At 74.7% G+C, this 15,895-nt stretch carries 13 protein-coding genes; 11 read left to right on the forward strand and 2 right to left on the reverse strand.

The window, feature by feature from the left end; genetic code table 11:
- Positions 1-154 precede the first annotated feature (154 nt).
- The 7 genes from QSK00_RS12650 to QSK00_RS12680 all read left to right on the forward strand — a co-directional run bounded on the left by QSK00_RS12650 (position 155) and on the right by QSK00_RS12680 (position 4,742).
- Entirely contained in the window at positions 155-1,414 is a 1,260-nt protein-coding gene (locus tag QSK00_RS12650) for a TadA family conjugal transfer-associated ATPase (RefSeq protein WP_285591083.1), read from the forward strand.
- Positions 1,411-2,217: a type II secretion system F family protein gene (locus QSK00_RS12655; RefSeq protein ID WP_285591085.1), complete on the forward strand. Its 807-nt coding sequence runs from the start codon at positions 1,411-1,413 to the stop codon at positions 2,215-2,217. The genes QSK00_RS12650 and QSK00_RS12655 overlap by 4 nt, the downstream gene beginning before the upstream one ends.
- Positions 2,214-2,795, forward strand: a complete 582-nt coding sequence (locus QSK00_RS12660) for a type II secretion system F family protein (protein ID WP_285591087.1) — start codon at positions 2,214-2,216, stop codon at positions 2,793-2,795. The genes QSK00_RS12655 and QSK00_RS12660 overlap by 4 nt, the downstream gene beginning before the upstream one ends.
- 42 nt (positions 2,796-2,837) lie before the next feature.
- Complete coding sequence (locus QSK00_RS12665; protein ID WP_285591088.1) at positions 2,838-3,050, forward strand: DUF4244 domain-containing protein; 213 nt, start codon at positions 2,838-2,840, stop codon at positions 3,048-3,050.
- Positions 3,051-3,067: 17 nt separating this feature from the next.
- Positions 3,068-3,457 (forward strand): TadE family type IV pilus minor pilin, encoded by a 390-nt coding sequence (locus QSK00_RS12670; protein ID WP_285591089.1) that lies wholly within the window; start codon positions 3,068-3,070, stop codon positions 3,455-3,457.
- A complete protein-coding gene (locus QSK00_RS12675; RefSeq protein ID WP_285591091.1) occupies positions 3,454-3,819 on the forward strand; it encodes an Rv3654c family TadE-like protein in 366 nt (121 codons plus the stop codon). The genes QSK00_RS12670 and QSK00_RS12675 overlap by 4 nt, the downstream gene beginning before the upstream one ends.
- Before the next feature lie 275 nt (positions 3,820-4,094).
- The gene (locus QSK00_RS12680; RefSeq protein WP_285591092.1) at positions 4,095-4,742 is read left to right on the forward strand and encodes a bifunctional DNA primase/polymerase; all 648 of its coding nucleotides are present in this window, start codon (positions 4,095-4,097) and stop codon (positions 4,740-4,742) included.
- Between the two features lie 546 nt (positions 4,743-5,288).
- Here the strand turns inward: QSK00_RS12680 and QSK00_RS12685 are convergent.
- Positions 5,289-7,664: a DEAD/DEAH box helicase gene (locus tag QSK00_RS12685; RefSeq protein ID WP_285591094.1), complete on the reverse strand. Its 2,376-nt coding sequence runs from the start codon at positions 7,662-7,664 to the stop codon at positions 5,289-5,291.
- 218 nt (positions 7,665-7,882) lie between these two features.
- Between QSK00_RS12685 and QSK00_RS12690 the strand changes: the two genes are divergently transcribed.
- From QSK00_RS12690 to topA, 3 genes are all read left to right on the forward strand, one after another.
- Positions 7,883-10,186 (forward strand): sodium-translocating pyrophosphatase, encoded by a 2,304-nt coding sequence (locus tag QSK00_RS12690; protein WP_285591095.1) that lies wholly within the window; start codon positions 7,883-7,885, stop codon positions 10,184-10,186.
- A 278-nt stretch (positions 10,187-10,464) separates the two neighbouring features.
- Positions 10,465-11,325: a hypothetical protein gene (locus tag QSK00_RS12695; RefSeq protein WP_285591097.1), complete on the forward strand. Its 861-nt coding sequence runs from the start codon at positions 10,465-10,467 to the stop codon at positions 11,323-11,325.
- Positions 11,326-11,683: 358 nt separating this feature from the next.
- Positions 11,684-14,431 (forward strand): type I DNA topoisomerase, encoded by a 2,748-nt coding sequence (gene topA, locus QSK00_RS12700; protein WP_285591447.1) that lies wholly within the window; start codon positions 11,684-11,686, stop codon positions 14,429-14,431.
- Position 14,432: 1 nt separating this feature from the next.
- Here the strand turns inward: topA and QSK00_RS12705 are convergent, their stop codons facing one another.
- On the reverse strand, positions 14,433-15,131 hold the full coding sequence (locus tag QSK00_RS12705; protein ID WP_285591099.1) for a DUF998 domain-containing protein: 699 nt from the start codon (positions 15,129-15,131) through the stop codon (positions 14,433-14,435).
- A gap of 71 nt (positions 15,132-15,202) precedes the next feature.
- Here QSK00_RS12705 and QSK00_RS12710 point away from each other — a divergent pair, with 71 nt between their 5' ends.
- Positions 15,203-15,862 (forward strand): TetR/AcrR family transcriptional regulator, encoded by a 660-nt coding sequence (locus QSK00_RS12710; RefSeq protein ID WP_285591105.1) that lies wholly within the window; start codon positions 15,203-15,205, stop codon positions 15,860-15,862.
- Positions 15,863-15,895 lie beyond the last annotated feature (33 nt).

Consider the following 15,895-nt stretch of genomic DNA (forward strand, 5'->3'; position numbering starts at 1 on the left):
GTCGTCGTCGTGCCTGCCCGCGGTGGCGTTCGGAGCAGTGGGTTGTCCCCACCGGCAGCCGGTGCCCGGGTTGTCCACAGAGCAGTGATCGCCGTTCGACCGCGGTGCTCGGGCTCGGGCAGCGTCGACGTCGATCGGGCGGGAGGTGTGGGGGATGGCGGACGGCGGGGTGCCGGACCTGGTGGAACGGGTCCGGACGCGGCTCGCGGCGGCGGGCGGCGAGGCGGGGGTGGCGGAGCTGGCGGCGGCGGTGCGTGCCGAGGCCCGCGGGGTGGTGGGGGACGCCGACGTCCTCGCGGCGGTGCGCACGCTGCAGCGCGAGTTCGTCGGGGCGGGGCCGTTGGAGCCGCTGCTGCGCGATCCGGCCGTGTCCGACGTGCTGGTCACCGCACCGGACGCGGTGTGGGTCGACCGCGGGGCGGGGCTGGAGCGGGCGGGGGTGTCGTTCGCGGACGAGGACGCGGTGCGGCGCCTCGCGCAGCGGCTGGCCGCCGCCGCGGGTCGTCGGCTCGACGACGCCAGCCCGTACGTCGACGCGCGGCTGCCGGGCAGCGGGGTGCGCCTGCACGCGGTGCTCCCGCCGGTCGCGGCGGACGGGACGTGCGTGTCGCTGCGCGTGCTGCGTCCGGCGTGCCACGACCTGGACGCGCTGGAGGCCGGGGGGACGGTCGACGCGACTGGGCGGGCGCTGCTGGAGGCGGTCGTGGCCGCGCGCCTGGCGTTCCTCGTCGTCGGGGGCACCGGGTCGGGCAAGACGACGGTGCTCTCGGCGCTCCTCGCCCGCGTCCCGGCCTCCGAGCGGATCGTCGTGGTCGAGGACGCCGAGGAGCTGCGGCCCGCGCACCCGCACGTGGTGCGGCTCGTCTCCCGGCCGGCCAACGTCGAGGGAGCCGGGACGGTGCTGCTGCGCGACCTCGTCCGGCAGGCGCTGCGGATGCGCCCCGACCGGCTGGTGGTCGGAGAGGTCCGCGGCGCCGAGGTCTGTGAGCTGCTGGCGGCGCTCAACACCGGGCACGACGGCGGGGCGGGCACGGTGCACGCCAACTCCCCGCGGGAGGTCCCGGCACGGCTCGAGGCCCTCGCCGCCCTCGGCGGGATGAGCCCGGCGGCGCTGCGCAGCCAGATGGCGGCCGCGGTGCAGGCGGTGCTCCACGTGCGGCGGGTGCCCGACGGTCGGCGGGTCCTCGAGGCGGTGGGGGTGCTGCGCCGCACCGAGGGCGATGCGGTCACGGTGGTGCCGGCCTGGGGGCGCGAGGAGGGCTGGGCGCCCGGTCGGGCCGACCTGGGGGCGATGCTCGCCGAGCGCGGGGTCGCGGCGCCGTGGACGGGCACGTCCGCGCAGGCCCCGGCGCCCCGGGCGACGACGCCGCGGCTGGCCGGCGGGGTCGCGAGCCTGCGGTCGGTGTCGGCGTGAGCGCCCCCGTCGCCCTCCTCCTCGGCGCTGCGGCCGTCCTGACCTGGCCGGGGTCGCCCGCCCCGGTCCGGGTGCGCGCCCTCGCGGCGGCGGTGTCGGGCCCGCGGGCCGTCCGACGTCCGCCCGTCGTCGCGCTGGTGACCGTCGGGCTCGGTGCGGTGGTCCTCCTCGCCGGACCCGGCGGCGGTGTGGCGGCCGCCGTGGTGGGCGGCGTGCTGTGGCGGGCCCGCACCGCCCGTCGGCGTGACCGCGCGCGGCGCACGGCGGTCGCGGGGCTCGCGGAGGGGCTGGCCGGGTTCGCGGCCGACCTGCGCGCGGGCCATCCGCCCGCCGTCGCGGCCGGCGCCGCCGCCCGGGACGCCCACGCGGTGTGTGCCCGCGCGCTGACGCTGGTGGAGGCCACGGCCCGGCTCGGTGGGGACGTCCCGGGGGCCCTGCGCGCGCACGCCGACACGGAGCCGCTGGTCGGCGGGCACGTCCGACGGCTCGCCGACGCGTGGGCGCTCGCCGACCGCCACGGCATCGGTCTCGCCGGGTTGGCGGAGGCGGTCGCGGAGGACCTGCGTGCGAGGGCCCGGTTCGAGGGCCGGCTGGGTGCGCAGCTCGCCGGTCCGCGGACGACGGCCGGTGTGCTCGCGGTCCTGCCGGTCGTCGGCCTGCTCCTCGGGCAGCTGCTGGGCGCCCGGCCGTGGGCGGTGCTGACCGGCACGGCGCTCGGTCAGGGCCTGCTCGTCGTCGGGGCCGTGCTCGTCGCCGCAGGGCTGGAGTGGAGCGCCCGACTCACGGCACGGGTCGTCCGGTGACCGGCGTCCTGCTCGCGGTGCTGCTGCTCGCCGTTGCCCTGCTCGTGTCCCCGGGGCCGGTCGACGCCGCCCACCGCCTGGCCGCGCTCGACCGTCCGCCCGCGCGATCCTCCGTCCTCCTGCGGCCGGACCGCCCGGACCCCTGGCGCGAGGCGGGCGGGTGGGACGAGCTCGCCGCCTGTCTGCGGGCGGGCCTCCCGCTCGATCTCGCGGTCCGCGCGGTCGCCGACTCCGCCCCGGACGCGACCGCGGCCGCGCTGACCGGGGTCGCCGACCTCGTCGCTCTCGGCGCCGATCCCGCGGCGGCCTGGCTGCCCGCGCTCGAGGAGCCCTCCACCGCGCGGCTCGCCCGGGCCGCCCGTCGCTCGGCCCGCAGCGGTGCGGCCGTCGCGGAGGTGGCGGCGACCGTCGCGGCCGACGTCCGGGCCGAGGCCGGTGAGGCGGTCGCCGCCCGGGCCGAACGCGCCGGGGTGCTCGTCGCCGGCCCGCTCGGGCTGTGTTTCCTGCCGGCCTTCCTGGCGCTGGGGATCGCCCCGGTCGTCATCGGGCTGGCGGGCCCGCTGCTGGAGCGGACATGACCACCGGCGCCCACCCGGGGCCCGGGACGGAAGGAGAACGTGATGGAGAACCCCACGACCGCGGTCGCGCTGCTGACGGCCCGGCTGACGGCGCTGATGCGGTCCGACGACGGCATGTCGACGGTCGAGTACGCCGTCGGGCTGGTGGCCGCGGCGGCGTTCGCCGGACTGCTGATCGTGATCATCAACGGTGCGGGGGTCCTGGACGCCCTGACCGGGCTGATCGAACGGGCCCTCGCCCCGGCCGCCGGCTGATCGGCGACGACCGGGGCATGGCCACCGTCGAGGCCGCGATCGCCCTGGGCGCCCTCGTCCTGGTGTTCGCGGTGGTGCTCGCGGGCCTCGGCGCCGTGGTCGCCCGCATCCGCTGCGTGGACGCGGCGGGTGAGGCCGCGCGGCGCGCCTCCCGGGACGACGGGATCGGTGCGGGCGAGCTCGCCGCGGACCTACCCCCGGGCGCCACGGTGACCGTGACGAGCGAGGGAGACACGGTGCGGGTCCGCGTCGGGCTCCCGCCCCTCGGCGGGGCACTGCGGGGCCTGCAGGTCTCGGCGGAGGCCGTCGCGGCCCGGGAGCCCTCCGTCGCCGGGCCGACAGGGGTGCCCGACGGTGGGTCCGCGACGCCCGGTGCGGAGGTCACGCCCGAGGAGCTGCCGCCGTGAGGGCGGTGGTGACCGACGACCGCGGCGCCGCGACGGTCGTGGCCGCGGCGATGATCGGTGCCCTCACGCTGCTGCTCGCCAGCGTGCTCGTGCTCGGGTCGGCGGTCGCGACCCGGCACCGGGCGGCGATCGCGGCGGACCTCGCCGCGCTCGGAGGCGCGGCCGAGGGCGTGCGGGGTCAGCAGGCGGGCTGCGACCGGGCTGGCGATCTCGCCGGGCGCAACGGCGGCGAGCTGCGGTCGTGCACGTGGCAGGGCTGGGATCTGGAGGTCGTCGTGGCCGTGAGCTGCGGATGTCTCCCTGCCGGTGGCTCGGCCACCGTGCGCGCTCGGGCAGGTCCTGTGGTGAAGGTCATGGGTTGAATCGCCGGGGGCGCGGTGACCGATCGTCATCAGATCGTGTCCTGCGAGGACGAGCGGCCCGACGTCCCCGTCGAGCGGCGACACGGATGGTGCAGCCGGGACGAGTGGTGCGCCGACCGCCCGCCGAATGCGCGTTCGCCCGTTCGACGGTGCCAGGACGGGCGCTCGGCGTTCCGGCGGGTCCGATGGGCGACGACGGGTGGAAATCGGGGCGGAACCTGCCGTTACTGGAACAGGAACACCGCACGGGGTGGACCAGTACCGGGAGGACCCGCATGCAGTGGTGGGACAGCTACCGCGCCGTCTACGGCACCGAGCTCCGCGCCGAGGCGATGGTGCTCGCCGACCACGGCTGGGCGGTGGTCCCGGGCACCTTCCCGCAGGGGGAGGTCTGGACGGGTCGTGCGGAGGCGCCGCAGGTCGGTCCCGTGCCCGTGCTCGACGACTGGGCGGCCAGGGCGACGACCGACACGGCCCAGATCGCCGACTGGTGGTCGGGCCTGCCGTACTCGATCCTGCTGCCGACCGGCCTCACGTTCGACGTCATCGAGGTGCCCGCGAGCATCGGCCGGCGGGCGGCCGCGGCCCTGCGCGCGGTGGGTGCCCCGGTGCCGATCGCCGCGACGCCGACCGGTGAGTGGCTCTTCCCGGTCCTGCCCGGTGAGCCGCTGCGGCCCGACCTCGCGGGGCGCCCGGGCATGACGCTCCACGGCCGCGGCAGCTACCTCACCGCGCCGCCCTCGACGTTCCCGCAGGGCTCGATCCACTGGCGGGTCCGCCCGGCGGTATCCGGCTGGCGGCTGCCCGACCCCTACAGCGTCCAGGACGCGATGGCCGAGGCCGTCCGCGAGCGCCCGCACCGCGGGCTCGGCGGCAGCTCGACCTACCGCCTGGCGACGGTCGCCACGGGCATCCGCTCGTAGCACCCGCACCACTACCACAACTGAAGACTCGGGTCGGCCAGGACCGCCGACGACGTCCCGCGGAGCGCGCCCTGCCCCGCTGCTGCCCGCGAGGGGGACGTCCCGGTCCGGCAGACCCGCGGCGGTGGGCACCGGCACGATGCAGCGCCCGCCCGGCGGCCCCCTGGAGACGTGCCGCCGTCCGCGTGGAGCGCGCCCCTGGTGCCCACCGCCGCCCGAAACAGCGCCGCAGGGCGGGTCGAGTCACCTCCCCGCCCTGCGGCGTGGCAGACCTCCCCGCGGGCCGAGCGTCCCCCGAAGACCTCGGCCCGCGGTGGACCCCACCAGCTTCCCCGCGGGCCGAGCGTCCCCCGAAGACCTCGGCCCGCGGAGGACCCCACGTTCCCCCCGCGAGAGTGACGTCAGGCAGCTTTTCGGTCCGCCGGGCCTGCGTGGTGTCGCCCTCGCGGCGGGCGGCCCGGCACACGTCCGGTCGGCCCTGCACGAAAGTGCCGTTCGCAGCTTCTCTGTGAGCGAGAGTGCCGTTCGCTCACACCGGGCCGGGGATCAGCCCAGCCGGTCCAGCACCGCCGTGAGCACGGCGATCGCGCCGGCCTTGTCCAGCGGGTCGTTCCCGTTGCCGCACTTCGGTGACTGCACGCACGACGGGCACCCGGAGCGGCACTCGCAGTCCGCGATCGCGTCGCGGGTCGCCGTGAGCCACACCCGCATCGCCTCGTGCCCCCGGTCGGCGAACCCGGCCCCGCCCGGGTGCCCGTCGTGGACGAACACGGTGGGTCGGCCGGTGTCGGGGTGCAGGGCGGTGGAGACCCCGCCGATGTCCCACCGGTCGCACGTGGCCACGAGCGGCATCAGCCCGATCGCCGCGTGCTCGGCCGCGTGCAGCGAGCCCGGCACCGCGGCGGGCTGCACCCCGATGGCCGCCAGCAGCGACTCGGAGAGCGTGTACCAGACCGCCCGGGTCGCGAGGGTGCGCTCCGGGAGGTCCAGCGGCACCTGCTCGACGATCTGCCCCGACGGCATCCGGCGCAGGTAGCCCACGACCTGCTCGGTCACCTCCACGGTGCCCAGGCAGACCTGCAGCTCCGGCCCGTCCTCACACGCGGCGCCGTAGGACTCGCACTGCTCGGTGTGCACCACCGCGATGTCGGTGACCGACCGCGACTGCGTGGTCCACTCCGGCTCCTCGGCGTGGACGTGGGCGATGTTCTCCTCGAGGTCCAGCTCGTCGACGACGTAGCTGGCGCCCTGGTGCAGGTGCACCGCGCCCTCGTGCACCGTCGAGTGCGCCGCGCCCGGGTCGACCGTGCCGAGCATGCGGCCCGTGTCGGACTCGACGATCACGACCTGCTCCCCGCCGGAGCCGCGGATGTCGACACCGTGGTGGGGGGTCTCCGTGGGCAGCGCCCAGAACCAGCCGCCGCGGCGGTGCCGCAGCAGGCCCTCCGCCACGAGGTCGGCCAGCACGTCCCCGCTGCCCGGGAACACGTCGGCCACGTCCGCGGCCGTCAACGGCATCTCCGACGCGGCGCACGCCAGGTGCGGCGCGAGCACGTAGGGGTTCGTGGGGTCGAGCACGCAGCGCTCGAGCGGGGCGCCCAGGAGCGCGGCGGGATGGTGGACGAGGAACGTGTCCAGCGGGTCGTCCCGGGCCACCAGCAGCACCAGGGCGTCGTCGCCCGAACGGCCCGCGCGGCCCGCCTGCTGCCAGAACGAGGCCCGCGTGCCGGGGAAGCCGGCCACGACGACCGCGTCGAGCCCCGCGATGTCGATGCCCAGCTCCAGGGCGTTGGTGGTGGCCACGCCGCGCAGCTCCCCGGAGAGCAGGGACTCCTCGAGCGCGCGCCGCTCCTCGGGCAGGAAGCCCGCGCGGTAGGCCGCGACCCGGTCCGCGAGATCGGGGTCGACCTCGGCCAGCACGCGCCGCGCCCCGAGCGCAGCGAGCTCCGCCCCGCGTCGGGAGCGTACGAAGGCGAGCGACCGGGCGCCCTCCACCACCAGGTCGGCGAGGATCCGGGACGTCTCGGCGCCCGCGGAGCGGCGTACGGGCGCCCCGTTCTCGCCGGTGATCTCCTCGAGCAGCGGCGGCTCCCACAGGCCCACCGCGCGTGCCCCCCGCGGGGACGCGTCGTCGGTGACCCCCACGACGTCGAGCCCGGTCAGCGCGGACGCCGACGTCGCCGGGTCCGACATGGTGGCCGACGCCAGCACGAACACCGGGTGTGCGCCGTAGCGGGCGCAGACCCGGCGCAGCCGCCGCAGGAGCAGGGCGACGTGCGAGCCGAACACCCCGCGGTAGGCGTGCGCCTCGTCGATCACCACGTAGCGCAGGCGCCGCAGGAAGGTGGTCCAGCGCCCGTGCCGCGGCAGGACCCCGCGGTGCAGCATGTCGGGGTTGGTGAAGATCCACCGGGCGGTCCGGCGGATCGCGTCGCGCTCGGCGTAGGGGGTGTCCCCGTCGTAGGACGACGCCCGCAGGCCCGCCTCCCCGCCCGGGTCGAGCGCCCGGGCCGCGCGCAGCTGGTCGGCGCCCAGGGCCTTCGTCGGGGACAGGTAGAGGGCGGTGGCCCGCGGGTCGGCGGAGAGCCCGGCGACCACCGGCAGCTGGTAGGCCAGCGACTTGCCGGACGCCGTGCCGGTGGAGACCACGACGTGCCGGCCGGCCCACGCGTGCTCGGCCGCCTCGGCCTGGTGCCGCCACGGACCCGGGATGCCGCGGGCGGCGAGCCGGGCACGGACGTCGTCGGGAACCCACTCCGGCCACGGCGCGCGCCGTCCCTCGCGGGCGGGGACCACCTCGGCGTGCGTGAGCGGCGCCTCGCCCTGCGGCGTGCCCGCGAGGACCCGGCGCAGCAGGGCGGTGCCGCGCCCGTCGTCGTCGGGAATGCCCTCCGCCCGCTCCAGGGCCCCGACGCTGCTCACGGCACCGAGAAAAGCACACGACCCCGACAACGCTCTGAGCCGGGAAAGAGCCGCATCTCACAGCTTGATCGGGAACCGGGCCCGACGGCTGTCGTACACCCCTCCTACACTGCGACACCTGCCACTTCGTGCGGATCGCGCGTGGTGGCGGTCACTCAGCGCCGAGGACGCCGCCAGCCGGCCTCCCGTCGCCGGATCCGTTCCAACCGGGAGGCTGGATGCAAGCGTCCGTCCTCGCTCAGGGAGTCGAGTTCTCCACGAGCGAATACACCGTGGTGAGCGTGGTGGGGGTGATCGCTCTCATCGCTCTCGCCATCGGGTTCGTCCTGCGCAAGCAGGTCCTCGCCGCCGACGAGGGCACGCAGAACATGCGCGACATCGGTCGCGCCGTGCAGGAGGGCGCTCAGGCCTTCCTGCGTCGCCAGTTCCGCACCCTCGCCCCCTTCATCGTCATCGTGTTCCTCGTGCTGCTGGCGCTTCCGGCCACCGGCTGGGGCGAGCGGATCGCGCGCTCGATCGCGTTCGTGGTCGGTGCGCTGTTCTCGATGGCCATCGGTGGCCTGGGCATGAACCTCGCGACGAAGGCGAACATCCGCGTCGCCGCCGCCTCCACCAAGCCGGGCGGCCGTGACGAGGGCGCCCGTATCGCCTTCCGCACCGGTGGTGTGGTCGGCATGGCGACCGTCGGGCTGGGCCTGCTCGGCGCGGCCGTCGTCGTCCTGATCTTCGTCCAGGACGCCCCGCGCATCCTGGAGGGCTTCGGCCTCGGCGCCGCACTGCTCGCCATGTTCATGCGCGTCGGCGGCGGCATCTTCACCAAGGCCGCCGACGTCGGCGCCGACCTCGTCGGCAAGGTGGAGCAGGGCATCCCGGAGGACGACCCCCGCAACGCCGCGACGATCGCCGACAACGTCGGCGACAACGTGGGTGACTGCGCCGGCATGGCCGCCGACCTCTTCGAGTCCTACGCGGTGACCCTGGTCGCGGCGCTGATCCTGGGCTCGGTCGCGTTCGGCACCCTCGGCCTGACCTACCCGCTCATCGTCCCGGCGATCGGCGTGCTCACCGCCATCGTGGGTGTCTTCATCACCCGGACCCGCGAGGGCGAGAACGCCCTGAAGGCGATCAACCGCAGCTTCTACATCTCCGCGGGCATCTCGCTGGTCCTGACGATCATCGCGGCGTTCGTCTACCTGCCCTCGAGCTTCGACCAGCTGCCCGGGGTCAACGCCGCGTCCGTCGGCGACCTCGCCGCGGCCGGCAACCCGGCGGTCATCGCCGCGATCGCCGTCGCGATCGGCATCGTGCTGGCGATCATCATCCTCGCGCTGACCGGCTACTACACCGGTACCGAGGACCAGCCGGTCAAGGACGTCGGCACCTCGTCGCTCACCGGCGCGGCCACCGTCATCCTCGCCGGCATCTCGGTCGGCTTCGAGTCGGCGGTCTACACCGCGATCGTCATCGGTGCGGCCGTCTACGGCGCCTTCCTGCTCTCCGGGTCGGTCATCGTGGCGCTGTTCGCCGTGGCCCTCGCGGGCACCGGCCTGCTGACCACGGTCGGCGTCATCGTCGCCATGGACACCTTCGGTCCGGTCTCGGACAACGCGCAGGGCATCGCGGAGATGTCCGGTGACGTCGAGGGCGCCGGCGCGGACATCCTCACCGAGCTCGACGCGGTGGGGAACACGACGAAGGCCATCACCAAGGGCATCGCGATCGCGACCGCCGTCCTGGCCGCCACGGCGCTGTTCGGCTCGTACAACGACGCGATCCGCCAGGCCTACGAGCAGGTCGGCCAGCAGGTGACCGACATCTACAACGTCACCGCCCCGAACCTGCTCGTCGGCGTCGTGCTCGGCGCGGCCGTCGTGTTCATGTTCTCCGGTCTCGCCGTGAACGCCGTGTCCCGCGCCGCGGGCGCCGTGGTCTACGAGGTGCGGCGGCAGTTCCGCACCAAGCCCGGGATCATGACGTTCGAGGAGCGGCCCGAGTACGGCCGCGTGGTCGACCTCTGCACCCGCGACGCGCTGCGCGAGCTCGCGACGCCGGGTCTGCTCGCCATCCTCGCCCCGATCGCCGTCGGCTTCGGCCTCGGCGTCGGTCCGCTCGCCGGCTACCTCGGCGGCGCGATCGCGGCGGGCACGCTCATGGCGGTCTTCCTCGCGAACTCGGGCGGCGCCTGGGACAACGCGAAGAAGCTGGTCGAGGACGGCAACCACGGTGGCAAGGGGTCGGACGCCCACGAGGCGACGATCATCGGCGACACCGTCGGCGACCCGTTCAAGGACACCGCGGGTCCGTCGATCAACCCGCTGATCAAGGTCATGAACCTGGTGTCGGTGCTCATCGCGCCGGCCGTGGTCGTGCTCTCGGTCGGGCCCGACGCGAACCCGGTGGTGCGCATCGTGATCGCCCTCGTGGCGGTCATCGGCATCGCGGTGGCGGTCTACATCTCGAAGCGCCGCTCGACGGCGATCGCGGACTCCAACACCGACGCCCCGGCGTCCGTGTCGGCCTAGTCCCGCTCCGCGGAGGGCGCCGTCCGGTCCGGGCGGCGCCCTTCGTGCTGTCCGGGGCCGGGCGGCACGTCAGCGGTGGCACACGGCTGACACCTGACGTCAGCGCGGCGCCACGGTCGCCCGATGCCGGGTGGTCGCCCGAGAGGCACGCCAGGCAGGTCCGGAGGCCGTGGAGGCTGCCTGACGCACCCCTCGCGAGCGGGTCGGCAGAGCGGTGCCGAGACACGACCGGCGCGTGATCGTCCATCGTTCGAACGCATGTTCTAGAGTGCGCGCGCGTGGGGCAGATGTCGTTCTACTCGGCGGACGCCCTGCCGCGCGCGATCACCGACCTCGAGGGCGTGCTCTGCGCCGGCGGGGGCATGTCCCTGTTCGGCCGCGGCACGGCCGCGCGCCTCACGATCGTCCTCGGCGCTCCACCACCCCCGCCCGACGAGGCGCCCGACGAGGACCTCGACGACGAGCCGGAGCCAGAGCCCGTCGAATCCACCCCGGAGCCGGCGACGCCCGAGCCGGAGGCGCCCACCGAGGAGCCGCCCGCCCGGGCCTGGGAGGAGGGCGTCGACGAGATCTACGACGACGACCTCCCGGTCCGTGACGACGGGGCGCCCTCCACCCCGGAGCCGCCGCCTGCCGCGCCCGGGCCGGCCCCATCTCCTGTCGGCGTGCTCGGTTGCTCTGTCGGGAGAACGGACCCGATGACGGAGTGGCGCGCGCACGCCCTGTGCTGTGCCTTCCGGGGCCGCGGGGTGCCGGCCGAGGTGGAGCGCCTGCCCGACGGGCGACCGGTGGTGCGCAGCGCCTTCCGGGCCGACCTCCTGCCGCTGGCGGAGCACTGGCACACCGACCCGAAGCACGTCCCGGATCCCCTCCAGCTGGACGGCCCGCGGTTACGCCTGTGGGTCCTGGCCGCCGGGCGGTGGGCGGGCCGTGCCTACACTCTCGGTCTCGACCCGCTCGCCCCGACGACCCACGAGCCCCTGCTCACGGCCTGTCAGCGGGCGGGCCTCGGCGCCACCCTCGCCGGGGACTCCGGCGAACCCGTCGTCCGGATCGTCGGGCGGGCGCGACAACGCCGGCTCGCCGAACTGGTCGGGGACCGGCCACGGCACCTCCACGACGGGGTGTGGCCGGACTGACGGAGCCGATCCAGGCTCATGACCAGCGAGAATCGGTGGGTGATCCGGGAACGACCGCACCGCGGTCGACGTTCTCGATGGCACGGACGTCGCCGTGAGGCACACTGGCGACGAGTGGGGGACCCGACAACGGGCCGCCACGAGGCGACGAGACGAGGCATGACTGGTGGCAGCGCGAGAGGCAGCGGCTGGGAAGTCGGCAACGACACCGGCACGGAGCGCGACCGCGACGGCCGACGACACGCCGGCTCCGACCCAGCGCGCCCGCGCGTCGAGCACGCGCAAGAGCACCGCGAAGGGCGGCGGTCGGAAGAACGGCGGCGGCACGGCGACGCCGGCCGGCGACGGCAACCGTCGGCTGGTCATCGTCGAGTCCCCGGCCAAGGCCCGCAAGATCGCGGACTACCTGGGCTCGAGCTACATCGTCGAGTCGAGCCGCGGGCACATCCGCGACCTGCCGCGCGGCGCCGCCGACGTGCCCGCCAAGTACAAGGGCGAGAGCTGGGCGCGCCTCGGGGTCGACGTCGACAACTCCTTCGAGCCGCTCTACATCGTCACGCCGGACAAGAAGTCGACGGTCACCGAGCTCAAGGACGCCCTCAAGGAGGTCGACGAGCTCTACCTCGCGACGGACGGCGACCGCGAGGGCGAGGCCATCGCCTGGCATCTCCTCGAGACGCTGAAGCCGAAGGTCCCGGTCCGCCGGATGGTCTTCCACGAGATCACCGAGTCGGCGATCCGCGCCGCCGCCGCGAACCCGCGCGAGCTCGACCACGACCTGGTCGACGCGCAGGAGACCCGGCGCATCCTCGACCGGCTCTACGGCTACGAGGTCAGCCCCGTGCTGTGGAAGAAGGTCATGCCGAAGCTCTCGGCGGGCCGCGTCCAGTCGGTGGCGACCCGCGTGATCGTGGAGCGGGAGCGCGAGCGGATGGCGTTCGTCTCCGCCGGCTACTGGGGCATCGACGCCCAGCTGAACACCGGCAAAAAGGCCGAGACGGGCAACACCTCGACCTTCAAGGCCTCCCTGACGAAGGTGGGCGACCGGCGCGTCGCCACCGGCCGCGACTTCGACGCCCGGGGGCAGCTCAAGTCCGACGCCGTCACGCGGCTCGACGAGGCCTCCGCCCGGCGGCTCGCCGAGGCCCTCGGCGCCAGCGACTACACGGTCGCCGAGGTCGAGGAGAAGCCCTACACCCGCAAGCCCTACGCGCCGTTCATGACCTCGACCCTGCAGCAGGAGGGCGGCCGCAAGCTGCGGTTCTCGTCGGAGCGGACGATGCGCACCGCGCAGCGGCTGTACGAGAACGGCTACATCACCTACATGCGTACGGACTCCACGACGCTCTCGGAGACCGCCATCAACGCCGCGCGCAGCCAGGCGCGCGACCTGTACGGCGCCGAGAACGTCGCGGAGCAGCCGCGCCAGTACACGCGCAAGGTGAAGAACGCCCAGGAGGCCCACGAGGCCATCCGTCCGGCGGGGGACTCCTTCCGGACGCCGGGTCAGGTCGCCGGGGAGCTCGGCGGCGACGAGTTCCGGCTCTACGAGCTGATCTGGCAGCGCACCATCGCGAGCCAGATGCGTGACGCCCGCGGCACGACGATGACGGTGCGGATCGAGGCGACCGCCGCGACCGGCGAGGCGTGCACCTTCACGACGTCGGGTCGCACCATCACCTTCCCCGGCTTCCTGCGGGCCTACGTCGAGACCGTGGACGAGCTCGAGGGCGGCCAGGCCGACGACGCCGAGTCGCGGCTGCCGCGCCTGGCCGAGGGCCAGGGGCTCACGGCCGACCAGCTCGACCCGTCGGGGCACGCCACGAGCCCGCCCGCGCGCTACACCGAGGCGAGCCTCGTCAAGACCCTGGAGGAGCGCGGCATCGGCCGTCCGTCGACGTACGCGTCGATCATCAACACCGTCCAGGAGCGGGGCTACGTCTGGAAGAAGGGGAGTGCGCTCGTCCCGAGCTGGATCGCGTTCGCCGTCGTCGGGCTGATGGAGAAGCACTTCGGCCGGCTGGTCGACTACGACTTCACCGCGACCCTCGAGGACGAGCTGGACGCGATCGCGTCCGGGAACGCCCAGCGTCAGACGTGGCTCTCGCACTTCTACTTCGGCGGCGACGGCGAGTCCGCGAACGGCACGACCGGGGACGGCGTCGAGGCGTCGATGACCCAGCTCGGTGGCCTCAAGAAGCTCGTCGGCGACAACCTCGAGGGCATCGACGCCCGCGAGATCAACTCGCTGCCGATCGTGGTCGACGGCGAGGGCCGCGACATCGTCGTGCGGGTCGGGCGCTACGGGCCCTACCTCGAGCGGACGATCACCGAGGACGGCGAGGAGCGCTCCCAGCGGGCGAACCTGCCCGAGGACCTCCCGCCCGACGAGCTCGACCTCGACCTGGCCGAGCAGCTGTTCGCCACGCCGCAGGAGGGCCGCTCGCTCGGCACCGACCCGGGGTCGGGGCACGAGATCCTCGCGAAGGAGGGGCGCTTCGGGCCGTACGTCACCGAGGTGCTGCCGGAGGGCGCGAAGGAGAAGCCGCGTACCGGCTCGCTGTTCAAGTCGATGACGCTCTCCGAGATCACCCTCGACGACGCCCTGAAGCTCCTGAGCCTCCCGCGCGTCGTCGGGAAGGACCCGGAGACCGGCGTCGAGATCACCGCGCAGAACGGGCGGTACGGGCCCTACATCAAGAAGGACAAGGACTCGCGGTCGCTCGACAGCGAGGACAAGCTCTTCACGGTCACGCTCGAGGAGGCGCAGAAGATCTTCGCGCAGCCGAAGCAGCGTGGTCGGGCCGCGGCCAAGCCCCCGCTGAAGGAGCTGGGCAAGGACCCGGTGTCCGGTGAGCCCATGGTGGTCAAGGACGGCCGCTTCGGCCCCTACGTCACCGACGGCACCGGCTACAACGCGTCGCTGCGCAAGGGCGACAGCGTGGAGACGCTGACCGACGAGCGGGCCTCCGAGCTCCTCGCGGAGAAGCGGGCCAAGGGCCCGGCGCCGAAGAAGCCCGCCGCGGCGAAGGCCCCGGCCAAGAAGGCGACCGCCAAGAAGGCCCCTGCGAAGAAGGCGACCGCCCGGAAGTCGCCGACGACCTGACTCACCCGACGGGCGTCAGCAACGGCGTCCGCCGGTACAGGTCGAGGCTCGTGAGTGCGAGCCACGCCCAGGCGAGGATCACGGCGATCCAGAAGCCGATCACGACGACGGGTGCGGCGGATCCGCTCGCGACGCCGACGAAGGCGACGAGGAGGAGCACCCCGGTCACGCGGCCGAACCAGGGCCGGCCCGCGGGCACGGCGAAGCACGCCACGACGAGGCACAGGAAGCCGAGCGCGGCGAACACGACGTGCCCGGTCCCGTTCGCCGACACCGTCGCCGGTGGTCCGTCGGGGGTGCCGGGCGGGAAGCCCTGCATCGGGTCGGCCACGAACACCCCTGCCCCCACGAGGCCGATCCCGTAGCCGACGACGAGCCACCCGCTCCACGCCCGGCCGGTGTGCAGCGTCCGCAACGCCCGGACGACGCCGACCCCGGCGGCCGCCGTCATGAGCCCGCAGACGACGAACGTCGTGATCTGCGCCCACCCGCCCGGGCCGTTCGCGAGCAGCGACACGTCGTGGCGGGTCAGGTCGAACCCGTCCCGGACCAGGCCCTGGACGAGGGCCGAGACGACGTACAGCGGTCCGGCCAGCAGGCCGTAGCCGAGCAGCGACCGCGTCACGGCGGCGTGGCGGTCCGCGTCCCCGCGCCCGACGAGCGGGCTGCCGGAGGGGCCGGTGGGGCGGGAGGTGGTCATGGCGAGCCCCTCTGGACTGATCAGTACTCCGACTGGACCGGACGGTACCGAGAGCAGTACCGTTCGGTCCAGTGGATGAGCTGATCGTGCGGGTCGACGGCGGGGGGCCACCCGGGCGACGCCGGGACGAGCCGGCGCGCGCCGCGATCGTGCGGGCGGCCACGGAGCTGTTCCTCGCAGAGGGCTACCAGGCGACCGGCACCGACCGGATCGCGGCGGCGGCCGCGGTGTCGAAGCAGACGGTCTACAACCAGTTCGGCGACAAGCGTCGACTCTTCGCGGCCGTCGTCCTCGGCGTCACCGCCACGGCCGAGGCGTTCGGGACCGAGCTGTCCACGGTGCTGGCGGCCGTCTCGCGGCCGGAGGACGTGAAGCCGGCGGTGCGAGGGCTCATGCGGCGGTGGGCGGCGGCCGTCCTGAGCCCCCGGGTGCTCGCGGTCCGACGCCTCGTGATCGCCGAGGCCTGCCGGTTCCCCGAGCTCGCCGCCGAGTACCACCGACGGGCGCCGGGGGCCACGCTGCGCACGGTGGCGGCCGGACTGGCCGACCTGACGGAGCGGGGCCTGGTCCGCATCGAGGACCCGGAGGGCGTCGCGGCCGATCTCGCGTTCGTGCTCGTCGGCGCCGAGCTCGACCACGCCCTCTTCCACCCCGGCGCCCCCGCTCCCGACGACGAGCGTCTCGACGCCCTCGTCGAGCACGCGCTGCAGGTCGTCCGGCCGCTCGGGTAACGACGAGGTCAAGGGCGTCGATAGCCCGGTCGT

It is taken from the genome of Actinomycetospora sp. NBRC 106378 (assembly GCF_030269685.1).
GTDB lineage: Bacteria > Actinomycetota > Actinomycetes > Mycobacteriales > Pseudonocardiaceae > Actinomycetospora.

Excerpts from the sequence above, each read along its gene's own strand:
- QSK00_RS12680 (WP_285591092.1), top strand. The coding sequence starts at position 4,095 with ATGCAGTGGTGGGACAGCTACCGCGCCGTCTACGGCACCGAGCTCCGC.
- QSK00_RS12690 (WP_285591095.1), top strand. The coding sequence starts at position 7,883 with ATGCAAGCGTCCGTCCTCGCTCAGGGAGTCGAGTTCTCCACGAGCGAA.
- QSK00_RS12665 (WP_285591088.1), top strand. The coding sequence starts at position 2,838 with ATGGAGAACCCCACGACCGCGGTCGCGCTGCTGACGGCCCGGCTGACG.
- QSK00_RS12670 (WP_285591089.1), top strand. The coding sequence starts at position 3,068 with ATGGCCACCGTCGAGGCCGCGATCGCCCTGGGCGCCCTCGTCCTGGTG.
- QSK00_RS12650 (WP_285591083.1), top strand. The coding sequence starts at position 155 with ATGGCGGACGGCGGGGTGCCGGACCTGGTGGAACGGGTCCGGACGCGG.
- QSK00_RS12705 (WP_285591099.1), bottom strand. The coding sequence starts at position 15,131 with ATGACCACCTCCCGCCCCACCGGCCCCTCCGGCAGCCCGCTCGTCGGG.